The sequence below is a fragment of the Confluentibacter flavum genome, assembly GCF_002843175.1.
In the GTDB taxonomy this organism is placed as follows: domain Bacteria; phylum Bacteroidota; class Bacteroidia; order Flavobacteriales; family Flavobacteriaceae; genus Confluentibacter; species Confluentibacter flavum.
Map to the genome: position 1 here is coordinate 33,143 of NZ_PJEO01000036.1, position 21,268 is coordinate 54,410.

At 33.6% G+C, this 21,268-nt stretch carries 19 protein-coding genes; 11 read left to right on the forward strand and 8 right to left on the reverse strand.

The genetic code is table 11. The annotated features are described in order from the left end of the window. Window positions 1-6 precede the first annotated feature (6 nt). The 7 genes from CSW08_RS10245 (at window position 7) to CSW08_RS10275 (ending at window position 7,705) form a co-directional block, all read left to right on the forward strand. On the forward strand, window positions 7-1,473 hold the full coding sequence (locus tag CSW08_RS10245; RefSeq protein ID WP_106659793.1) for a glutamate synthase subunit beta: 1,467 nt from the start codon (window positions 7-9) through the stop codon (window positions 1,471-1,473). A gap of 106 nt (window positions 1,474-1,579) precedes the next feature. Then, entirely contained in the window at window positions 1,580-1,873 is a 294-nt protein-coding gene (locus tag CSW08_RS10250) for a hypothetical protein (RefSeq protein ID WP_106659794.1), read from the forward strand. Window positions 1,874-1,964: 91 nt separating this feature from the next. Next, window positions 1,965-3,557, forward strand: a complete 1,593-nt coding sequence (locus tag CSW08_RS10255; protein ID WP_106659795.1) for a SulP family inorganic anion transporter — start codon at window positions 1,965-1,967, stop codon at window positions 3,555-3,557. A gap of 13 nt (window positions 3,558-3,570) precedes the next feature. Continuing rightward, entirely contained in the window at window positions 3,571-4,404 is an 834-nt protein-coding gene (locus CSW08_RS10260; RefSeq protein ID WP_106659796.1) for a universal stress protein, read from the forward strand. A gap of 44 nt (window positions 4,405-4,448) precedes the next feature. Further along, window positions 4,449-5,078 (forward strand): carbonic anhydrase family protein, encoded by a 630-nt coding sequence (locus tag CSW08_RS10265; RefSeq protein WP_106659797.1) that lies wholly within the window; start codon window positions 4,449-4,451, stop codon window positions 5,076-5,078. Window positions 5,079-5,103: 25 nt separating this feature from the next. Beyond that, window positions 5,104-5,760 (forward strand): DUF2490 domain-containing protein, encoded by a 657-nt coding sequence (locus tag CSW08_RS10270; RefSeq protein ID WP_106659798.1) that lies wholly within the window; start codon window positions 5,104-5,106, stop codon window positions 5,758-5,760. Window positions 5,761-5,839: 79 nt separating this feature from the next. Next, window positions 5,840-7,705, forward strand: coding sequence for a SulP family inorganic anion transporter (locus CSW08_RS10275; RefSeq protein ID WP_106659799.1), 1,866 nt, complete (start codon window positions 5,840-5,842; stop codon window positions 7,703-7,705). Between the two features lie 35 nt (window positions 7,706-7,740). Here CSW08_RS10275 and fbp read toward each other — a convergent pair whose 3' ends face one another. Further along, window positions 7,741-8,748, reverse strand: a complete 1,008-nt coding sequence (gene fbp, locus CSW08_RS10280; RefSeq protein ID WP_106659844.1) for a class 1 fructose-bisphosphatase — start codon at window positions 8,746-8,748, stop codon at window positions 7,741-7,743. 120 nt (window positions 8,749-8,868) lie between these two features. On the opposite strand from fbp, the gene CSW08_RS10285 reads away from it, so the two are divergent. The 3 genes from CSW08_RS10285 (at window position 8,869) to CSW08_RS10295 (ending at window position 12,542) form a co-directional block, all read left to right on the forward strand. Beyond that, the gene (locus CSW08_RS10285; protein WP_106659800.1) at window positions 8,869-9,348 is read left to right on the forward strand and encodes a GNAT family N-acetyltransferase; all 480 of its coding nucleotides are present in this window, start codon (window positions 8,869-8,871) and stop codon (window positions 9,346-9,348) included. A gap of 1 nt (window position 9,349) precedes the next feature. After that, on the forward strand, window positions 9,350-10,600 hold the full coding sequence (locus CSW08_RS10290) for an aspartate kinase (RefSeq protein WP_106659801.1): 1,251 nt from the start codon (window positions 9,350-9,352) through the stop codon (window positions 10,598-10,600). A 112-nt stretch (window positions 10,601-10,712) separates the two neighbouring features. Then, window positions 10,713-12,542, forward strand: a complete 1,830-nt coding sequence (locus tag CSW08_RS10295) for a GNAT family N-acyltransferase (RefSeq protein WP_106659802.1) — start codon at window positions 10,713-10,715, stop codon at window positions 12,540-12,542. 313 nt (window positions 12,543-12,855) lie between these two features. On the opposite strand, the gene CSW08_RS10300 is transcribed toward CSW08_RS10295, so the two are convergent. The 4 genes from CSW08_RS10300 to CSW08_RS10315 all read right to left on the reverse strand — a co-directional run bounded on the left by CSW08_RS10300 (window position 12,856) and on the right by CSW08_RS10315 (window position 15,634). Then, on the reverse strand, window positions 12,856-13,215 hold the full coding sequence (locus CSW08_RS10300) for a TM2 domain-containing protein (RefSeq protein ID WP_106659803.1): 360 nt from the start codon (window positions 13,213-13,215) through the stop codon (window positions 12,856-12,858). A gap of 66 nt (window positions 13,216-13,281) precedes the next feature. Then, the gene (locus CSW08_RS10305; protein WP_106659804.1) at window positions 13,282-14,043 is read right to left on the reverse strand and encodes a sulfite exporter TauE/SafE family protein; all 762 of its coding nucleotides are present in this window, start codon (window positions 14,041-14,043) and stop codon (window positions 13,282-13,284) included. A 9-nt stretch (window positions 14,044-14,052) separates the two neighbouring features. Beyond that, on the reverse strand, window positions 14,053-14,511 hold the full coding sequence (locus CSW08_RS10310) for a DUF1801 domain-containing protein (protein WP_106659805.1): 459 nt from the start codon (window positions 14,509-14,511) through the stop codon (window positions 14,053-14,055). Between the two features lie 172 nt (window positions 14,512-14,683). Continuing rightward, window positions 14,684-15,634 carry a nicotinic acid mononucleotide adenyltransferase gene (locus tag CSW08_RS10315; protein WP_106659806.1) on the reverse strand — a complete coding sequence of 317 codons (951 nt, stop codon included), beginning with the start codon at window positions 15,632-15,634 and terminating at the stop codon, window positions 14,684-14,686. Between the two features lie 131 nt (window positions 15,635-15,765). Here CSW08_RS10315 and CSW08_RS10320 point away from each other — a divergent pair, with 131 nt between their 5' ends. Continuing rightward, window positions 15,766-16,767 carry an NAD(P)H-dependent glycerol-3-phosphate dehydrogenase gene (locus CSW08_RS10320; RefSeq protein ID WP_106659807.1) on the forward strand — a complete coding sequence of 334 codons (1,002 nt, stop codon included), beginning with the start codon at window positions 15,766-15,768 and terminating at the stop codon, window positions 16,765-16,767. Window positions 16,768-16,851: 84 nt separating this feature from the next. Here CSW08_RS10320 and CSW08_RS10325 read toward each other — a convergent pair whose 3' ends face one another. From CSW08_RS10325 to CSW08_RS10335, 3 genes are all read right to left on the reverse strand, one after another. Continuing rightward, complete coding sequence (locus CSW08_RS10325; RefSeq protein WP_106659808.1) at window positions 16,852-17,247, reverse strand: hypothetical protein; 396 nt, start codon at window positions 17,245-17,247, stop codon at window positions 16,852-16,854. A 150-nt stretch (window positions 17,248-17,397) separates the two neighbouring features. Beyond that, entirely contained in the window at window positions 17,398-17,796 is a 399-nt protein-coding gene (locus CSW08_RS10330; protein WP_106659809.1) for a response regulator, read from the reverse strand. Beyond that, window positions 17,786-21,244 (reverse strand): PAS domain S-box protein, encoded by a 3,459-nt coding sequence (locus tag CSW08_RS10335; RefSeq protein WP_106659810.1) that lies wholly within the window; start codon window positions 21,242-21,244, stop codon window positions 17,786-17,788. The genes CSW08_RS10330 and CSW08_RS10335 overlap by 11 nt, the downstream gene beginning before the upstream one ends. Window positions 21,245-21,268: the final 24 nt, after the last annotated feature.

A 21,268-nucleotide genomic window follows, 5' to 3' on the forward strand; every position in this document is an offset into this window, starting at 1 on the left:
TAAATTATGGGAAAAATCACGGGATTTTTGGAATATGAAAGAGAGGTTGAACAGTATGATGCTGTAGATAACAGACTTAAAAATTATAAGGAATTTACCATTCCTATGGACGAGAAAGCCTTGAAAAACCAAGGAGCTCGCTGTATGGATTGCGGTATTCCGTTTTGTCATAGTGGTTGTCCGTTAGGGAATTTAATTCCTGATTTTAACGACAAAGTTTACAAAGGCAAATGGAAAGAAGCTGCTAAAATATTACATTCAACCAATAATTTTCCAGAATTTACAGGTAGATTATGTCCTGCTCCATGCGAGGAAGCTTGTGTGCTTGGTATTAATGAAGACCCTGTAACTATAGAAAATATTGAAAAATATATTGCTGAAGTCGCTTTCAAAGAAGGTTGGATTACAGCAAACCCACCACAAACCAGAACAGGAAAATCTGTAGCTGTTATAGGTTCTGGGCCTTCTGGTTTAGCTGCAGCTCAGCAATTAAATAGAGCTGGTCATTTAGTAACTGTTTTTGAGCGCGATGCTAAAGTTGGTGGTTTATTACGTTATGGCATTCCAGATTTTAAAATGGAAAAGCATATTATTGATAGAAGAATTGCAGTCTTAGAAGAAGAAGGCATTACTTTTAAAACAAACACACATGTTGGTGTAGATATTGATGCCAATACCTTAAAGGAAGATTTTGATGCTATTGTTCTTTGTGGTGGCGCTACTGTAAGACGAGGCATGCCCGTTAAAGGTGCCGATCTAAAAGGCGTACATCAAGCTATGGACTTCTTAAAACAAAACAATAAACGTGTTGATGGAATTACCAATTTTGATGAAATTTTAACAGCAAAAGATAAAAACGTTATTGTTATTGGTGGTGGAGACACTGGTTCAGATTGTATAGGGACATCCAATAGACATGGAGCAAAATCTGTAGTAAATTTTGAAATTCTACCTAAACCAACCACCGGAAGACCAGCCAATCAACCTTGGCCTTATTGGCCCATGCGTTTACGCACTAGCTCTTCCCATAAAGAAGGTGTAGAGCGATTCTTTAGTATTTCTACGAAAGAATTTTTGGGAGATAAAAATGGTAATCTAACAGGTTTAGTTACCACGGAAGTAGAATGGGTCTTCAAACCTGGACAAAGACCAGAATTAAAAGAAATTCCTAATACAGAAAAAACTTGGGATTGTGAATTGGCGTTGTTGGCATTAGGTTTTACAGGTGCTGAAAAAGCCATTTCAGAACAACTTGGTATAGAAATGGATTTTAGAACCAACATCCAAGCTACGACTAAAGATTATGCAACTAATGTGCCCGGTGTTTTTGCCGCTGGAGATATGCGACGCGGACAATCGTTAATTGTTTGGGCCATTTCTGAAGGCAGGCAAGCTGCGCACCATGTCGACACTTACCTCATGGGATATTCAGATTTACCATTAAAAGACGACAACGATTTACCTAGAGTATAATTCACTTTCCAATATACTTAATGTATTTTGTAGAACCATATTTAGATAATATTTAACATTTTTTGAAATGTTAAATATTATCTTTGAGTCTTCTAACCAATCTTAGATGTTTAAAAAAACAATTGCAATATCCTTTACAGTAATATTTATGGCACTTATTATCGGGCCATCTATAATTGCTACTTTAGATGATTCTATTGATACATCTATTTTTTATTCTTTAGCTGAAGAAGAAGAGAATTGCAAATCAAAAATAGTAGTCACTTTCTCATTGTATAATAATGATTCTTTAAGCGATTTTACTTTAAATCATTATGAGTTTTTTACTTATCAGTTTAAAAACTATTCAAAACCCCATCTTAATTTAATTTCTCCTCCTCCCGACAAAAACATATTATAATTTCTGTTTTACAGACTTTACTATTAAAAAGTCTATTAATCAAGTTTAACAACTTTTGGTTATACAACCAAGAGTAAATTAATATTATAATATGTTTAAAACTATTAAAAATGACTTGCCAGCAAGTATTGTTGTATTTTTTGTTGCCTTACCTTTATGCTTAGGTATTGCTTTGGCAAGTGGAGCCCCATTATTCTCAGGTTTAATTGCCGGTATAATTGGCGGTATTGTTGTTGGAGGCCTTAGTGGCTCCAAAGTTGGAGTTAGTGGACCTGCAGCAGGTTTAGCTGCTATTGTATTAACTGCCATTGGCACTTTGGGAGGTTACGAAAACTTTTTGGTTGCTGTTGTTTTAGGAGGTATTATACAATTACTCTTTGGGGTTTTAAAAGCAGGAATTATAGGGTATTATTTCCCATCCTCAGTAATTAAAGGTATGCTAACAGGTATTGGTATAATCATCATTTTAAAACAAATCCCAAACTTTTTTGGTTATGACGAAGAGTCTGCTTGGGATTTTGGATTTTTTGAAATTGATGGGGGAAATACCTTTTCAGAATTATTTAATATAGTAAACAATATACATCCAGGGGCATCGCTAATTGGAATTATCAGTTTAGCCCTCCTAATATTATGGGATAAAGTATTAAGCAAAAAGCATAAAATATTTGAGATAATACAAGGGCCATTTACTGTGGTTGTTTTAGGGATTATATTTTTTATACTTTTTAAAAATAGTGATTTGCTGTCTATAAGTCAAAAACACTTAGTATCCGTTCCCATACCAGAAGACGCAACTTCCTTTTTAAACCAATTTAGTTTCCCAAATTTTTCGGCGATTACAAATACAGATGTTTGGGTTACAGCGTTTACCATTGCACTTGTAGCTAGTTTAGAAACACTATTATGTGTAGAGGCAACTGATAAAATAGATCCTCACAAAAATGTAACGCCTACTAATAGAGAATTGCTAGCACAAGGAACAGGAAACATATTATCAGGTTTAATTGGTGGCCTTCCCATTACACAAGTAATTGTAAGAAGTTCAGCTAATATCCAATCTGGTGGAAGAAGTAAAATGTCGGCGATTATACACGGGTTCTTATTATTAATTTCTGTGATATTAATACCACGCCTATTAAATATGATTCCGTTATCTGTTTTGGCTGCCATTTTATTAGTTGTGGGCTACAAACTTGCTAAACCAGCATTGTTCAAAAAAATGTTCAATCTAGGTTGGAAACAATCTGTGCCATTTTTTGCAACCGTAATAGGCATTGTTTTTACAGATTTACTCGTTGGTATCGGTTTGGGCTTAGCTGTTGGTATTGTAGTCATATTACTAAAAAGCTACCAAAACTCGCACTTTCTTCATATTGAAGACAAAAGCAATGGCAAGCACAAAATAAAAATGTCACTTGCTGAAGAGGTAACATTCTTTAATAAAGGTGCTATTCTAAAAGAACTAGACAGTTTACCAAGAGATACTTATTTAGAGCTTGATCTTACTAAAACCAGATATTTAGATTACGATATTATAGAGATTCTAGAAGATTTTCTTTTTAAAGCAGGAGAAAGAAACATCGATATTAAACTAGTTTCAAAACGAGGTGTTGTAGAAAACCCATCTAGTTTTATCCAATTCTTTAAAGAAAGACCAAAATCAAAATTAAGTTTAAGTTAAAGTTACAGGCATCATGAAAAAAAATATAAATAAACCCAAAATATTAGTGCTTTCAAATTTAAAAAACTCCACTATTAACATATTGAAAAGTACGATAAGTTTAGCTAAAATGGTTGATGGAGATATCCAATTTTTCTATGTAAAAAAGCCTACAGAAATTGTAGAAAAGGATAATCAACTATCCGCAAACCGAGCTATTAACCAAGAGCACAATGTAATAGAAAATAAAATCCAAAATTTAATAAACCCTATTTCTAAAGATTATGGAGTAAGTATAAATTACAGTTACTCTTTTGGTAATGTGAAAAATGAAATTGATAAATATATTACGGAACATCAACCTGATATTATTGTATTAGGAAAAAAACAATCAAATTCATTAAGTTTTATTGGAGACAATATTACTGCTTTCATTTTAAAAAAATACCCTGGTATTGTTATGATAGCGGATAATCAAAATTATTTGGAACCAAATAAAGAATTATCATTAGGCCTACTTAATAATATAGAGCCATCGGTTAACAAGGACTTGTTAGAGCATTTGATAAGTTATACCCAAGAACCAATAAAATCATTTAAAATCATTAAAAACTCAAATACATTTAAAGAAACTGATATTACTTCAGATAAAAAAACCATTGAATATGTATTTGAGCATAATGATAATACCATCAAAAATCTTTCTAATTATTTATCAATAAATAATATTAACTTATTATATATGGATAGAGGAAATAAAAATTCAAAAAGCAAAAAAAGATTATTAAAATCTGAAATTAATGAGGTTCTAAAAAACCTTAATGTGTCACTCTTACTAACAGGTAATAGAGAATACAACGTTGCTTAAACAACGGTTGACACAAAGAATTAATTTAATTATAAAAATATATTATGAAAGCACATACTAGAGAAACTCAGGCAACAATGACACCTCAAAAGTCATTGCAATATTTAAAAGAAGGTAATCAAAGATTTCAAAATAATTTAAAAGCCAACCGCAATTTATTAGAGCAGGTTAACGACACAAGTGATGGTCAATTCCCTTTTGCAACCATTTTAAGTTGTATAGATTCCAGAGTATCGGCAGAATTGGTTTTCGACCAAGGTTTGGGAGATATTTTTAGCGTAAGGATAGCTGGGAATTTTGTAAATGAAGATATTTTAGGAAGCATGGAATTTGCCAGTAAACTAGCGGGCACAAAACTAATTGTTGTTTTGGGACATACTAGTTGTGGGGCTGTAAAAGGCGCTTGCGACGACGCTAAATTAGGCAACTTAACAGCCATGCTTAGTAAAATAAAACCAGCGGTTAACGCTGTTACCGAACCATCGGATATTAGCAAGAGAAACTCTAAAAATTTGGAGTTTGTAGATAATGTATCCCACATGAATGTTAAACTAACCATAGATAGAATTCATGCTGAAAGCCCTATCCTTTCTGAAATGGAGAAGAACGGAGAAATCATGATAATTGGAGCTATGTATGATATCAACACTGGGGAAGTAACATTTTTTGAATAAAAACAGAAGATTTTTTAAAAATATTATGAAAAAGGAAATAAGTACGGTAGCGTTAATGTTATGTTTAACGCTACCTAACTTTTTAATGGCACAAGACAGTAATTTTGGCAACTGGTTAATCTATTTTGGGAATAAGAAATTAGACTCTAAATGGAATATCCATCATGAAGTTCAATACCGAAACTACAATGCTATAGGCGATTTAGAACAATTACTTTTAAGGACAGGTTTAGGATATACTTTTAACGAAGGAAAAAATAATGTTTTATTAGGGTATGGGTATATTCTATCTGAAAATTACATAAATAATACAGATGACAAATTAAGCGTTAATGAGCATAGAATTTTTCAACAATTTATTTCTGTCCAAAACATCGGCTCAGTTAAGTTAAGCCATAGATACCGTTTTGAACAACGCTTTATAGAAAATGATTTTAAAATGCGTTTCCGTTATTTCCTAAGTTTAAATATTCCTTTCAAAAGCACGAGCCCATTTTATTTTTCAGCTTATAATGAATTATTTATAAATACGGAAAGTGCTGTTTTTGATAGAAACAGACTTTATGGTGGCATTGGATATCAATTAAGTGATAATATAAAATTCGAAGTCGGTTATATGAATCAGTTATTTGAGAGTAGTAATCGAGATCAATTAAATTTGATGACATTTATAAATTTCTAAAAATCAGTTAATATTAAGTTTAGATTTTTTTCTTTAAAATATTAAAAGTAAATTCGAGATAAATTAATCCAAAACTTAATTGAAAAAACTATTTTCAAATATTAAAGGAGATGCCTTCGGTGGTATCACTGCGGGAATAGTTGCATTGCCATTAGCATTAGCTTTTGGTGTGTCCTCCGGTTTAGGTCCAAGCGCGGGACTCTATGGTGCTATTTTTTTAAGTTTCTTTGCTGCACTTTTAGGAGGCACCAACACCCAAATTTCTGGTCCAACAGCACCAATGACTGCTGTAAGCATGGTTGTTATAGCTGGAATTATTGCTGTAAATGATGGTGATATTGAAAAAGCATTACCTGTAATTTTAACGGTATTTCTACTATCTGGATTGATGCAAGTTGGTTTGGGAGCTTTAGGTCTTGGCAAGTATATAAAATACATTCCATATCCTGTGGTTTCTGGTTTTATGACAGCAATTGGCGTTATAATATTAGTAACACAAATATTACCATCGATAGGTTATTATCCGAATGAAGATACTGAATTTGTAAGTCAGTTTAAACCCCAAGCTGAAGAATTAATTCTAGAAAACATTTTGAAAGAAGAAGCTGAAGAAGGTATTTTAGTATTAGAAGACTTTAAAGAAACTATAAATAGAGCACAACTTATTACTGAAAACGATATTTTAAAAGAATCTAAAACACTTGCAAAAAATGAAGCTTCAGGCGTATTGGGCGCCCTCCAAGTATTGCCAAGAGCATTGCAGCAAATTAACTGGTTAGAATTGGTTTTAGCGCTTTCCACCATTTTTATTATTTATGGTTTTAAACGTATTACAACGAAAGTGCCAAGTACATTAGTAGCCCTTGTTGTTGTATCGGGTGTAGCTATAGCTTTTGGGTTAAATTACAGACCTATTGAGGAGATTCCTAGCGGGATTCCCATACCAAATTTGGGTATTTTCACAAATTTCAACCTAACAAGCATAACACCTTATATATTTACAGCCTTAACATTGGCCTTGTTGGGAGCGATAGATTCACTTTTAACAAGTGTTGTTGCTGATAATATGACAAAAACCAAGCATAATCCCAATAAAGAATTGATTGGTCAAGGAGTTGGTAATAGTATTGGAGCCGTATTTGGTGGCCTTCCTGGTGCTGGTGCTACCATAAGAACGGTAGTAAATATTAATTCGGGTGGTAAAACAAAACTTTCTGGCATGATTGCAGGTATTATGCTCCTCATTATTTTGCTGGGCCTGGGTCCAGTAGCTTCAAAAATTCCTGCGGCTGTACTTGCAGGTATTTTAATCACCGTTGGTATTGGCGTTATGGATTATAAAGGACTTAAAGCCATTCCAAGTTTACCAAAGGATATTAAAATTGGGCCATTCAAATTAAGTTCTGAGGTATTGGTCATGATTGTTGTATTGCTTTTATCTACTCTTTGGAATTTAGTATATGCTGTAGGTATTGGGTTGATAATTGCATCATTAATGTTTATGAAAAAAATAGGTGATTTGACTGCTGAACGTTCTAACGTCAAACCACTAAAAGAAGAAGAGGCTTGGAAAGATGAAATTGATTTTCCTAATAAATTAAAGGAAGAAGTTTTTATTAAGCATATTAAAGGGCCATTATTTTTTGGTTCAACTTCAGATTTCCAACAATTAGCCCTTCAAATTCCTGATACCGCTTCCGCTGTAATTATTAGATTGGGTAGAATGCAATATATGGACCAGTCTGGTTTATATGCTATGGAAGACGTGCTGGTGGATTTAAAAAAGAAGAATATTAATGTATTATTTGTGGGCTTGTTAAAACAACCCAAATATATGATGGAACGTATCGATATTATTCCAGATTTAATCCCTAGAGAGCATATGTTTAATACATTTAAAGAATGTATGATCTGGATTAAAAACAACGTCAAAGATTTGGATTAACATTATAAAAATACAACTTAGAAAAGTTCGATTTTTTATTGGGCTTCGCGTATAAACGCTTCACATTTATCAACCATGTTTTTGCTTCCACAGACAAAAGGGACCCGTTGGTGTAATTCGGTTGGTTGAATGTCTAATATTCTGGTTAAACCATCACTGGCTTTCCCATCGGCCTGTTCTGCCAAAAAAGCTATTGGATTACACTCATATAACAATCGAAGTTTGCCTGGTTCTAACAAAGAACATTTTGGGTATAAATAAATGCCTCCTTTAATCATATTTCTATGAAAATCGGACACCAAAGAACCTATGTATCTGGATGTATAGGGTCTGTCCCCTTCTTCTTTTTGGCAATATTTTATGTAATTTTTTATACCTTGCGGAAAATGAGTGTAATTACCTTCGTTTACAGAATATATTTTCCCATCGATTGGAAATTTCATGTTCGGGTGCGACAAGTAAAAGGATCCTATAGCAGGGTTTAACGTAAATCCGTTAACACCATCTCCGGTAGTGTAAACCAACATAGTAGAAGTACCGTAAACAATATAACCAGCAGCCACTTGTTGGCTTCCCTTTTGTAAAAAATCATCTAGGGTTACTGGACTTCCTACAGGTGTTTTTCTTCTATAAATAGAAAAAATAGTGCCTACAGAAACATTAACGTCAATATTGGATGAGCCATCCAACGGATCTATCAAAACTATGTACTTATTTTGATGGTTTTCATCCTGGCTATTTACCGAAATAAAATCGTCTTCCTCCTCGCTCGCAATACCACAAACAATATTTCTATTGATTAATGTTTGAATAAATTTAATGTTTGCATAAACATCTAGTTTCTGCTGGTCTTCACCTTGAATATTTACATCCCCTGAAGCACCAATAATATCAACCAAACCAGCTTTATTCACCTCGTGATTTACTACTTTTGCTGCTAACCTTATTGAATTAAGGAGACTGGAAAGCTCTCCTGAAGAATATTTAAAAGATGTTTGGTTTTCAATAATAAATTCTCCTAAAGTTTGTTTTTTATGAGCCATCATATAAGTGTTTATGTTTACAAATATCCAATATTTTTGGCTAACTACAACGTTTTCGCCGTAGATAAATTACTTTAAATATTGAACTTTAAGCTATCTTTGAAATAATCAAAATATATTATGAGTTTTACAATAAGAAAGGCAAAAAAAAAAGATATGGCAGCAGTATTCCAACTCATTAAAGAGCTGGCTATATATGAAAAAGAACCTGATGCCGTAGAAATCACAATTAACGAACTAGAAAATGATGGCTTTGGCAAAGCACCTCAATTCGAATGTTTTGTTGGTGAAATAGACTCTAAAATTGAAGGCATTGCATTGTTTTATAACAGATATTCTACTTGGAAAGGAAGAGCTTTACATCTTGAAGATTTAATAGTAAGAGAAGATAAAAGAGGTATGGGGCTCGGGACATCTCTTTTAAATGAAGTTATTAAATATGGATATCATTTAGGCATAAAACGTATTAACTGGGAAGTATTGGATTGGAATGAACCAGCCATCTCTTTTTATGAAAAAAAAGGTGCTAAAGTGATGCGCGATTGGGATGTGGTTCAACTTAGTGAACAAGGTATAAAAGATTATATTTCGAAATTATAGTATGCAAGTATTTAAATTTGGTGGTGCTTCTGTAAAAGATGCAAGTGGTGTAAAAAATATGGCTTCGGTTCTACAAAAAGTAGGCTATAAAAACAAATTGATTGTGGTTTCTGCCATGGGAAAAACAACCAATGCCCTTGAGGTTGTTATCAATAATTATTTTGAAAATAAAAAAGAACTTCAAAGCGCCATTCAAGACGTAAAAAAATACCATAATGCCATTTTTCTGGATTTATTTGATGATGAAAAACATGATTCCTTTAAAAAAATAGCGACATTTTTTGATGAATTGCGCAGCTTTTTAGAGATTAATAAATCTCCCGATTACAATTTTGTTTACGACCAAGTTATAGGTTACGGTGAATTGGTTTCTACAGTCATTATAAGTGAATATTTAAACGATATTGGGATAAAAAATAATTGGATTGATGCTAGAGAGCATATTAAAACTGATAATTATTATAGAAGAGGAAACGTAAATTGGGAAGATACACAAAGCCTAATTACAAGACATTTTAATAAATCTGTTTTAAATATTACCCAAGGGTTTATAGCTAGCGATGCCAACAATTTTACCACAACATTGGGTCGGGAAGGTAGCGATTATACAGCAGCCATTTATGCCTATTGCTTAAATGCCGAAAGCGTTACTATTTGGAAAGACGTACCAGGTGTTTTAAATGCCGACCCACGTTATTTCGAAAACGCTCAATTACTCAATAAAATATCCTATAGAGAAGCCATAGAATTAGCCTTTTACGGTGCTTCCGTTATTCATCCAAAAACATTACAACCTTTACAACAAAAGGAAATTCCGTTGTATGTTAAGTCGTTTTTAAAACCTGAAGAACCCGGAACCATGGTTGGAAAAGAAATTACTTTAGAACCCAACATACCCTGTTTTATTGTTAAAAAAGACCAAGTTTTAATTTCATTATCATCATTAGATTTTTCATATATAGTTGAAGAGAATATAAGCGAAATCTTTAGTCTGTTGCATACTTACAAAATGAAAGTAGATGTTATTCAAAATTCAGCGATTAGTTTTTCTGTTTGTGTAGATAACATTTATAATAATCTTGAAAATTTGCTCCAACATTTAAAAGCTAAATTTAAGGTTACCTGCCATGAAAATGTATCGCTTTACACCATTAGGCACTATAATGAAAACGCCATCAATCAGTTAGAAAAAGGCAAAACCATCTTATTAAAACAACTAACCGAAGGCACTGTTCAAATAGTTACTAAATAGGTTTTTTGTTGATTTTTATTCTCTAAAACAAACTTGGTTTTTTAGAATTAAAACGAACGTAGTGGCCCTCCATAAAGTGATAAAAATGAAAAAAAATGATTAGGTTTGTGACATGTCTAAAAAAGAAGATGTAGGTTTAGTTTCGGCAAAAGAAATAGCCAAAGTAATAAACGTTGATAACTATGGTTTTATAGGAACGTTTATTGGTTGGATATTAATGAAGGTTTTAAAAATATCTACTATCAATAAATTCTACAGGAGAAATATGCATCTTGAAGGTGTTGAATTTTTGGATAGTATTTTAGAGGAGTTTAAAATTAAATTTGAAATCCCCGAAGAAGATTTAAAACGCTTGCCAAAAGATGGTGCTTACATTACGGTATCCAATCATCCCCTTGGTGGTATTGATGGCATTTTACTTTTAAAATTAATGCTCGAACAGCGTAAGGATTTTAAAATCATTGCTAATTTTTTACTGCATCGTATAGAGCCCATGAAGCCTTATATTATGCCTGTAAATCCTTTTGAAGATAGAAAGGATGTAAAATCCAGTATCTCTGGTTTTAAAAACGCCATTTTGCATTTAAAAAATGGACATCCATTAGGTCTTTTCCCTGCTGGAGAAGTATCTACATACAGAGATGGCAAGTTAGTGATTGATAGACCTTGGGAAGAAGCTGCCATGAAACTTGTAAAAAAAGCAGAGGTTCCTGTAGTACCTATTTATTTTCATGCTAAAAACAGCCGCTTATTTTATAAACTCTCCAAAATTAGTGACACCTTAAGAACTGCCAAATTACCTTCGGAAGTATTATCACAAAAACGTCGTGTTATTAAGGTTAGAATTGGTAGGCCTATTTCGGTCGCCGATCAAAAAGAATACACGTCTCTTGAGGAGTTCTCAGAGTTTTTAAGACGAAAAACCTATATGCTTTCTAATATTTTTGAAGACAAATCGAAAATTTTAAACAATATTTCCTCGACACTAAAAACACCGAAAATCCCGAAACGAATAGTAACCCCTGTTAATGTAGACATTATGGAGAAAGAAGTTGAAGGACTCCGTAAAAATGATTCTAGACTTTTGCAAAGTAAAAGCTTTGAGGTGTTTTTTGCCAAACCTGACGATATTCCAAATATTCTAAGGGAAATTGGTAGGTTACGTGAAATCACGTTTAGAGAGGTTGGCGAAGGTACTAATGAATCTATAGATTTAGATGCATTTGACACCTATTATCACCACATGTTCCTTTGGGATAACGACAATAAATTAATTGCCGGTGCTTACAGAATGGGCTTAGGTTCCAAAATTTTTGAACGCTATGGCATTGATGGCTTTTATTTGCAGGATTTGTTTAGGTTTGAACCAGAGCTTTACAAAATGATGAGCCAATCCATAGAAATGGGTCGTGCATTTATTATTAAAGATTACCAACAAAAACCAATGCCTTTATTTTTACTTTGGAAAGGTATTGTGCATATTACATTGCGGCATCCAGAACATAAATTTTTAATTGGCGGCGTAAGCATTAGCAATCAGTTTTCAAATTTCTCGAAATCGCTGATGATTGAGTTTATGAAATCACATTATTACGACCCATATATTGCCCAATACGTGCATCCAAAGAAAGAGTTTAAAGTAAAGCTTAAGGATGCCGATAAAGATTTTGTTTTTGATGAAACAGAGGCCGATTTAAATAAATTCGACAAGATTATTGACGAAATAGAACCCGGCGCATTGCGCTTACCGGTATTACTTAAAAAGTACATTAAACAAAACGCTCGTTTGGTAGCTTTTAATGTGGACCCTTTATTTAATAATTCAGTAGATGGCTTGATGTATATTAAAATTGCAGACTTACCCGAAAGCACCGTAAAACCTGTTATGGAAGAGTTTCAAGCTGAATTGGAGCGCAAGTTTGCGGAAAACAATGGGGATTAATCTTAACTCTCATCTATTGCTTAGAGTTTGCTGGATATATGGCAAATCAACGCGTTGGAGATTTAGTCCCATTAGATTATGATTTAGGAAAATAATTGAATTTGGTAAATTCTTATAGTCGTTCAGAATAGTATGAAAACAAATTAAATATTCTGTTTGCTGAAAAAGTCAATTTAGAAGTAAATGTCACATTGAGCGTAGTCGAAATGCATTGGTAATCTGAATAATAAGGTTTCCGACTTTAGTTTATCTTGAGCGAAGCCGAAAGGTTCAAACTGACATTAAAGTTTATTTTTCTCTTTTAGTATAATCATTAAAACCAAGGTTTTTTACCTACTTGATACGTTCTATAAAATTCTTCATCAGATTTGGTAAGATAAATTATGCCTTCTATTAGACCTACAATTCCCATCGCCGATACTGCAATGCCACAGGTTAAAATTCCAATAACAATCGTTATTACCAACATAATGATCCCTTCTTTGGTATAACCTAAAACAAACTTGTGAATTCCCAAAGCTCCCAGGACAATAGCAAGAATTCCTGCTAATACTTTTTTATTATCGCTTGAAGAAACAACTTTCTCAGCTTCATTACCAAATTCCTTGGCACTTTCCTTAGCATCATCTACTATCTCGTTGATATCGTCGTTTAAATTTTTTTCATCAGACATGATTTTTAATTTTTTGGTTAGACATATAAAGATAATGAAAAATTAAATTGGTTTATAAACTACTCATTATCTTAATAATAAAATAATAGCTCCAATACCAGTTACAATGAAAATAAAACGTCTGTAGTTAACATTCGAAATTAGTTTAACTACGTAAGCGCCTATAAAAAACCCTATAACGACTGCTGGCACCAAAACCGAATTCAACACAAGTGTTTCTACATTTATGGTGTTCCAAATAAAGATATGAAAAGGCAATTTAAATACATTGATGATAAAAAATAACCACGCACCAGTGCCTATAAACTCGTTTTTTGGTAAACGGATAGCTAAAAAATAAATATCGGCAATAGGACCTGCCAAATTACCAATCATACTTGCCACACCAGCCATAAAACCAGAGCTATAAGCAAATAATCTATTATTTGGTATACTGGTTTTTCGGTTTTCCGTATATACCATAACAAGCACAGAAAGTATGATAATAATGGCCATGATTCTTTTAAAGACAAGCTCTGAAATGTCATTCCCCACCCAAACACCAACCAACACGCCAATGATCATAAACGGGATAAGTTTAACAATGTATTTCCATTGAACATGACGATTGTAATAAATAACCGCTAAAATATCGGCGCACACCAACATAGGAAGCAAAACACCAGTGGATGCCTTTTCACCAAAAACAAATGCCAATATTAAAATGATGACAATACCAATGCCTTTAATACCAGATTTTGAAGCCCCTAATAAAATGCCTGCTAAGCCAATGGTTAACCATTGAAAGATTGACAAATGAAAGGATTGAAGAATTTGTATATATTCCAATAGGTTTTTTTATTCTTTTTTAAATGTTTTTTCATAAAGTGAAATCCATTCTTGTGGGGTCATTTTTTTGCATAACTCTCCTAACAGCTCATAAGGAATGTCATCAACATATTTAAAACGAATACAGCTTTTCCCCATATCCAATTTGCGCTTAGTATGTTTAGGAAATTCAGCCACAAACCAATCGTGCACTTCAGGTTTGGCATATATGCCCATGTGATAAAAATTAATTGAATTTTTTTGTGAAGCAATACTTAAAAAAGGTAATGGCAATTTAGGGTCGCAATGATAACCGTTTGGATAGATGGTATGTGGCACATAATAACCAATCATTCCATAACTCATACCTTCTTCAAAACCTTTTGGTAAATTATCTTTTATTGCCTTTCTTAGTTTACTAATAGGATCTTTTCTGTCTTCTGGAAGCTGACCGATATAATTGTCTGGTGAATCTGCTTGGTATGGCATTCTTTTTTGATTTGAAGTCTTTACACAACTAAGGTATAACAAATCTTAGTATTACAAAAAGTGGCAAATATAAAATCGTCAAATAACTAGAAATCATAGAACCCCAAAATAAGAAACCGCTTAATGGCAAGTGCCTTTAAACGGTTTCCAAACTAAATAACCAACCAAAAATTTATGCTTTAACCCGTGTACTCTCTCTAGGGTTGTCAACTTTATCGTTTCTAAACTTACGCAACTTTTCTTTTTGTGTTGCTGTTTTACCTTTTGTATTACTTTCTTTTAAATATTGTATATACCCCCTACCAACAAACTCATATACCGTTCCAGAAGTTGGGTGATATAACTCTATCTTTCCATCATTAATAACGCTCAATTCAAAATGTTCATTGTCGAAGAAATCATAATCTAATGTTAAAGTTTTTAAATAGAAGTCGCCACTAATGTTTCCAACTCCATAAAGCCCTGTGTAATCCCAAAACAGATTATTAAAGTTGGTACCGCTAGCATCTTGTGAGCTTCTAAACTCAGAGTCGTTTCCACCAGCTAAAAACTGCAAATAATTTTCATTGTCAAACTCATTGATGGCCCCAAAATCACTGGTGTATGTTTTTTCCCAAGCTTCGTATTCTTGCAAGAAATAATGAATGTTATCATAAAACACCAAATCGTAATCAAAATTACCACGTTGGTAGCCCTCCAGAAAGTAGGATGTATCGTTATTGGGGTTATATAATTCTATGGTATTATTATCTATTTGATATACATCAAAGGTTTCGAATCCATCAATATCATGGGAAATATCTAAAATCATATCATAGGCATCATAGCTAGCTACATCAATACCAAAACCATTTCCACTAGACCCTATACCCACTAAATTATTATTGGCAAAAAGAACGCCGTTTCTAAACGATAAAGTAAATGCCTTTTGTAAAAAAGGTGTGGTACCATACCCTAGTGTGCTATTAATATCTACATACCATAATTCATAAGAATTCAATAATTGGTTTACAGACATACTAGGTGGAGGTGCATAATAATCATCAACTATAACATCGGTAGTACAAGATGTAAAGATTGTTGTTGCCAAAGCAACGCTTAAAAGTAATTTTACAGTCCTCATAATCAAACATTTTTCGGGTTAATACCTTATGGTTTTCAAAACGCGTGCCAAAAAATTTTCGTTAATAATGTCATCATCCGCCTTTCAACAATTTTTTATGTATTTTTGAAACATAGTCAATTAAACTATTTATGGATACTCCTTTAAAATATGCGGTTTTTGGTGCAGGTAGTTGGGCTACAGCTATTGTGAAAATGCTTTGTGAAAATTTAAGTGAAGTCGGTTGGTACATGCGCAGTGTGTCTACCAAAGAACATTTATTGCGAGAACAACATAATCCTAATTATTTAAGTTCGGTGGAGTTTCATTTAGAACAGCTAAAACTTAGTAATGACATTAATGAAATGGCTGAGTATGCCGATGTGTTGATTTTTGTGATTCCTTCTGCGTTTATGCACAGTGAATTAGAAAAACTAACCGTTGATATTTCCGAAAAAACCATTGTGTCTGCTGTTAAAGGGATTATGCCCGAAACCGGATTGTTGGTTGGAGAGCATTTCCATGAATTTTATAAAGTGCCTTACGATAATATTGCGGTTATTGCAGGCCCTTGCCATGCCGAAGAGGTGGCATTAGAACGTTTATCCTATCTAACGATTTCGTGTTCTGATGCCTCTAAAGCGAAAGCTATTGCCAAAAACTTATCAAGCGATTATATAAAAACCAAGATTAGTGATGATATTATTGGCGTAGAATATGCCGTCATGCTAAAAAATATTTATGCTATAGCTGCGGGTATAGCCCACGGATTGGGTTATGGAGATAATTTCCAAAGCGTGCTGATGAGCAACTCCATACGAGAAATGAAACGCTTTATTAGGAAAATGCATAAAATGAAGCGCAACATTAATAATTCGGCTTATTTGGGCGATTTATTGGTAACGGGCTATTCCATATTTTCTAGAAACCGCATGTTTGGCAATATGATTGGGAAGGGCTATACGGTAAAATCGGCTATGATGGAAATGAGCATGGTTGCTGAAGGGTATTATGCTACAAAAAGCGCCCATTTGCTTAATGAAAAGAACAAACAAAAAACAAAACTGCCTATAATAGATGCTGTTTATGAGATTTTATATGAAAATAAAAATCCTAAAAAAGTGTTTAAAAAATTAACTGATAAGCTGGATTAAAAAGCCTCCTCTAACTCCTCCAAAGGAGGAGAACACGCAATCCTTCTTTCCCATTTGGGGAAATGTCTGCAAGACAATGGGGAATTATTTCACCAAAACACCTCTCACTTCCATTAAAGGAATTGATTGCAATGCTTTTAAATTAATGGTGTTTTTACGGAATATATACGTTTTATCAAACATCTTATTTCCTTCAAAAAAAGAAACTTTAAAGGTATTATTTAATGCAAACAAGTCTTCTTGCATCAACTCAATTTTGGCATAGCTTTTTTTAGGCAATACATCCAACTTTTTTCTAAATGTGGAGGTGACTTTTTCTTCACTATAACCACTGGTAACAATAAGTACCATTTCTAAATCAACTTCTTTATCGTTTATTATATAGGCATTCCAATCGTTTGTTTTGTAACTGTCGTTGTACTCGTAAACCACAGCAATATACACGTCTTCAACTTTAGGAATTTGGATGTCTTTGTTCATGCTGCAAAAGTATACAAACTATTCAATAAAGGAATTTGAATATTCTTTTCTAGAGATTCTTTAAGATTATAAATAGTTAACTGTTTTTTATTATCATTTTTGGTATTGGTATAAAAAATTTATTGGGCTTATTACAAATTGGTCTGTTATTTAACCAGCTTCTTGAATATGCATTTTAAGAATATCCACATTCAGAGGCTTCATTAAAAACCTCTTCACATAAGAGTAGTGCGCTGCCCTGTCAATATCCCTTTGGTCGTTCGAAGAGCTTAACATAAAAATATCACACTTGTTTTTAATAGTATCCGGTAAAAGCACATACTCATCCAAAAACTCAAACCCATCCATTTCAGGCATTCTAATGTCAAGAAAAATACAATCAGGAAAATGCTTTGGATCATTGCGTATACTGTCCAGATATCTTAAAGCTTCAATGGCTGATGACTGAATAATAAAAATTTCTCCAATTTTATTCTTCAAAAGTAAATGTCTTGTGATGTAACTGTCAATTTTATTGTCATCAATCAGTAATATTGTTTTAACTTTCATAGTTATGTAAATTAGTAATAGTGACAGTAAATTTTGAGCCAACTGATATTTCTGATTCAACTATAATGGTTGCATCTAGCTTATTAATTGTTTCCTTCACAATATATAAACCAAGCCCTGAGCCTGTGGACTGTACCGATGCCCGATAAAACATGTCAAATATCCTTGTCTTGTCCTTTTCTGCAATACCTATGCCGTTATCTTCTATTATAATTGTTGCACTTTTTTTGTCTGATAGAATTGATATATCAACGAAGGGTTTTTCTTTTGCTACATCTTTGTATTTTATAGCATTGGAAATTAAATTATTAATAATGACGTTTATTCTTCTTTTGTCAGAGCTGAATTCCGCTGTTTGTTTAATATTAGCCTTCAGTTTAAAACCGTCAATTTCCTCCATAAATTCATGTTTTACAAATGCTTCCTGAACCATATCTTCAAATACTATATCATCTTTTTCTAATTCTGTCCTTGCATTTCGCGAATAGTTTAGAATATCCTCGATGAAATTGTCCAGTTTTAAAACACTTTGTTTCATCATTTCCAGATATTCAATCTGCAACTCGTTTTCAGGATCAATACCATCGGTCGTCATTTCTATCAAACCAAGTAAAGAAGCAAGTGGAGCCCGCAGATCGTGTGATGTACTGTAGACAAAGCGATCTAATTCGGTGTTGGTCTTTTGAAGTTCTTTATATTGTTGTTCCAGATTTTGTTCCACTATTTTCCGTTCTGTGATGTCGCGAACAAAAGCACAACTAAATTCTTTATCTCCAAATTTTATATAGTTAGCTCTTATTTCTACGGGTAGCAAAGAGCCGTCTTTTTTTTGTTGTGTCGTTTCAATGGAAATAGAATGCTTTTCACGTAGTTCTGGAAAAAAAACTGACCACACATACATGTTAAAATCGGGATCAATATCAGGTACTGATAGACTTAGAAGTTCCTGATGGCTATAGCCAAGTGAATGACATGCCGCTTCATTAACTTTAACAATCTGGGCATCAGATGACATCCAAAAAATGGCGTCACTTGCATGATCGAAGACAAATTGGGTTAATTCCATATCCTTCTTTACCTTTTTACGTTCCGTAATATCTTGCAGTATTCCACTTAGCAGAATGGGTTTGTTATTTTCATCAAATTCAAATTTCCATTCGCTATAGGCATTCCGCTCAACACCATCACCTCGTATGAAAATAAATTCTAAGAATGACGGTTCTAAATCAACAAATGCCTTTGCCACTTTGCTGTGTACGTATGCCATTTCATCAGAAGGAATAAAGGAAAAAAAGGCATCTTCAGAAGGTTCAATCTCATCACGTGTTGTGCCAAATATTCTATAAAATTCATCCGACCAGCTATGCTTGTTGGTTGTTAAGTCAATTTGCCAATCACCTATCTGTGCAATCTTATGTGCTTCTTTTAATCTTGACTCACTTCGCTCTATCTTTTTTCGTGACAGTACTTGTTCTGATACATCCACGGCGAAGAAAAGAATGCCATCTGTTTTTCCGTCACTAGCTTTGTGCGGCCGAAACAAAAAATTCAAATACCTATCAACAGGCTTTTCATTATTGTCTATATCTAATTTTACAAGCATTTCATTAGCAGAAAATGGTTTACCTGTTTGATAAACTTTGTCTAACATTTCAATAAATCCTTGTTCTTCAACTTCGGGCAACACGTCTTTTACAAATTTGCCAATGATATCCTTTTTACCAATTAATTTTAAGTACGGAGGGTTTGCCATTTCAAACCTGTGACCAGATCCGCTTAATACGCCCATACTGGAAGGGGCTTCAGAGAACAAATCAAAAAATTGCTGCCTCTCAATTTCAAAAGCTTTTTCCAATCTTTTTTTCTCGGTAACATCTCTTGCTATCCCATATCTTACCTGGCCCTTTTTATCCCATCGGGCAGTCCATTCTATCGGCACCAATGAACCATCTTTACGTATATACCGGTTCTCAAAATGGTTGAGATTATTGCCTGTCATTACCTTAGCCGCAGTTAACTGTGTTTTTTCGCTGTCTTCGTGATACACAAAATTGATAAAAGGCTTGCCAATAAGTTCTTCTGGCTTATAGCCCCAAACGGCTTCACTTGCAGCACTTACTTTCAAGAAATTTCCTTTTGCATCAACAGCACAAATAACATCCAATGATGAGTCCATTATTTTAGTGATGTCGCTTAAAGCAACCTGAAGTTCATTGGAAGTAACAATCAATTTGTTTTTCGCAAGTATGCGTTCGGTTATACTAATGTGTGCAACCACCACCATTCCTTCATCGCCTTCAAATTTTTTTGCACTCATGCCGAACCATCGCTGCTCATTTGGTGAATGACAGGGATATTCAACATAGAAATCATTTTGCTTTCCTTGCTGCACATCCATAATTCCCTTCAAAACATCAGAAGCCACCTCATTACCATCGTCAGCAGATTTCTTGCAAACCTTAAAGTAATTACTTCCTACACCTGTATGTTGCATATCAGTCTCCCCATTCTCCTTGGCAAATAGCTCCCAAGCTTCATTTATAGCAACAATATTTCCATACTTATCAATAACAGCAATGTGAGCCGTTAAAGAATTAAGCACACCAAGATTAAACGCCTCACTTTTACGAAGTAATCTTTCTGCCCTTTTCCTATCCGTTATGTCCCTTGAATGGCACGCCGTTCCAATGACCTCCTCTCCTTTAAGAATGGGGTAAAAAGAAGTTTCAGACCAAATTTCAATCGTGGCGTTCGTATATTCAACATCTGTGAATATCTCTCCTGTAAATGCACGCTCATAGCGTTTTTTATATCTTTTTCTTTGTTGCGGATTTAATGTTACGTTAAGAACATTAATTCCCTTAGTAATTGTATTGCCCGACCTAAGCTTCATAACCTCATCAAATCGCTCATTGGAAGTAATCAAATTGAAATCTTTGTCCACACTCCATAATAAATCCTTAGTATTATTAATTAGGGCATAAAGATTATTGCTATCAAACTCTTTCTGTTGTTCTGTTTTTTTCTTATCTGAAATATCTCTAAAATTTGATACTATGGCATGAACTCCTGGCTCATCAAGTAAATTGGTAACAGTGCCTTCACACCAAACCATGTAGCCATTTTTATGAAGAAGTCTAATTTGGAAGTAGCCGGAATTGTTCTTTATCCTCAAAACTTTATTCCTGGTGTTTATGTAGCCAGCGATATCATCGGGATGCATGAAGGTTTGCTCAGGCATGCTTAGAAATTCTTTATCGGAATATCCAAGAATCTTGATAATGGAAGGACTGCCATACAATATCACACCATCCTCATCGGAAAGTATTTTCATCTCAATACTGTTTTCAATTAGTGCACGAAATCGTTTTTCGTTATTCACTAAAAGCTCCTCCATATTTTTGTGTTGCAAGGCAAGCCCATTATTAGCAATAACTAACTTAGCCATTTGTTTTTCCTTCTCCTTACTTTG

Coding starts and splice junctions, on each gene's coding strand:
- CSW08_RS10245 (WP_106659793.1), top strand. CDS start 7: ATGGGAAAAATCACGGGATTTTTGGAATATGAAAGAGAGGTTGAACAG.
- CSW08_RS10250 (WP_106659794.1), top strand. CDS start 1,580: ATGTTTAAAAAAACAATTGCAATATCCTTTACAGTAATATTTATGGCA.
- CSW08_RS10255 (WP_106659795.1), top strand. CDS start 1,965: ATGTTTAAAACTATTAAAAATGACTTGCCAGCAAGTATTGTTGTATTT.
- CSW08_RS10260 (WP_106659796.1), top strand. CDS start 3,571: ATGAAAAAAAATATAAATAAACCCAAAATATTAGTGCTTTCAAATTTA.
- CSW08_RS10265 (WP_106659797.1), top strand. CDS start 4,449: ATGAAAGCACATACTAGAGAAACTCAGGCAACAATGACACCTCAAAAG.
- CSW08_RS10270 (WP_106659798.1), top strand. CDS start 5,104: ATGAAAAAGGAAATAAGTACGGTAGCGTTAATGTTATGTTTAACGCTA.
- fbp (WP_106659844.1), bottom strand. CDS start 8,748: ATGGCTCATAAAAAACAAACTTTAGGAGAATTTATTATTGAAAACCAA.
- CSW08_RS10285 (WP_106659800.1), top strand. CDS start 8,869: ATGAGTTTTACAATAAGAAAGGCAAAAAAAAAAGATATGGCAGCAGTA.
- CSW08_RS10290 (WP_106659801.1), top strand. CDS start 9,350: ATGCAAGTATTTAAATTTGGTGGTGCTTCTGTAAAAGATGCAAGTGGT.
- CSW08_RS10295 (WP_106659802.1), top strand. CDS start 10,713: ATGTCTAAAAAAGAAGATGTAGGTTTAGTTTCGGCAAAAGAAATAGCC.
- CSW08_RS10300 (WP_106659803.1), bottom strand. CDS start 13,215: ATGTCTGATGAAAAAAATTTAAACGACGATATCAACGAGATAGTAGAT.
- CSW08_RS10310 (WP_106659805.1), bottom strand. CDS start 14,511: ATGCCATACCAAGCAGATTCACCAGACAATTATATCGGTCAGCTTCCA.
- CSW08_RS10315 (WP_106659806.1), bottom strand. CDS start 15,634: ATGAGGACTGTAAAATTACTTTTAAGCGTTGCTTTGGCAACAACAATC.
- CSW08_RS10320 (WP_106659807.1), top strand. CDS start 15,766: ATGGATACTCCTTTAAAATATGCGGTTTTTGGTGCAGGTAGTTGGGCT.
- CSW08_RS10325 (WP_106659808.1), bottom strand. CDS start 17,247: ATGAACAAAGACATCCAAATTCCTAAAGTTGAAGACGTGTATATTGCT.
- CSW08_RS10330 (WP_106659809.1), bottom strand. CDS start 17,796: ATGAAAGTTAAAACAATATTACTGATTGATGACAATAAAATTGACAGT.
- CSW08_RS10335 (WP_106659810.1), bottom strand. CDS start 21,244: ATGGCTAAGTTAGTTATTGCTAATAATGGGCTTGCCTTGCAACACAAA.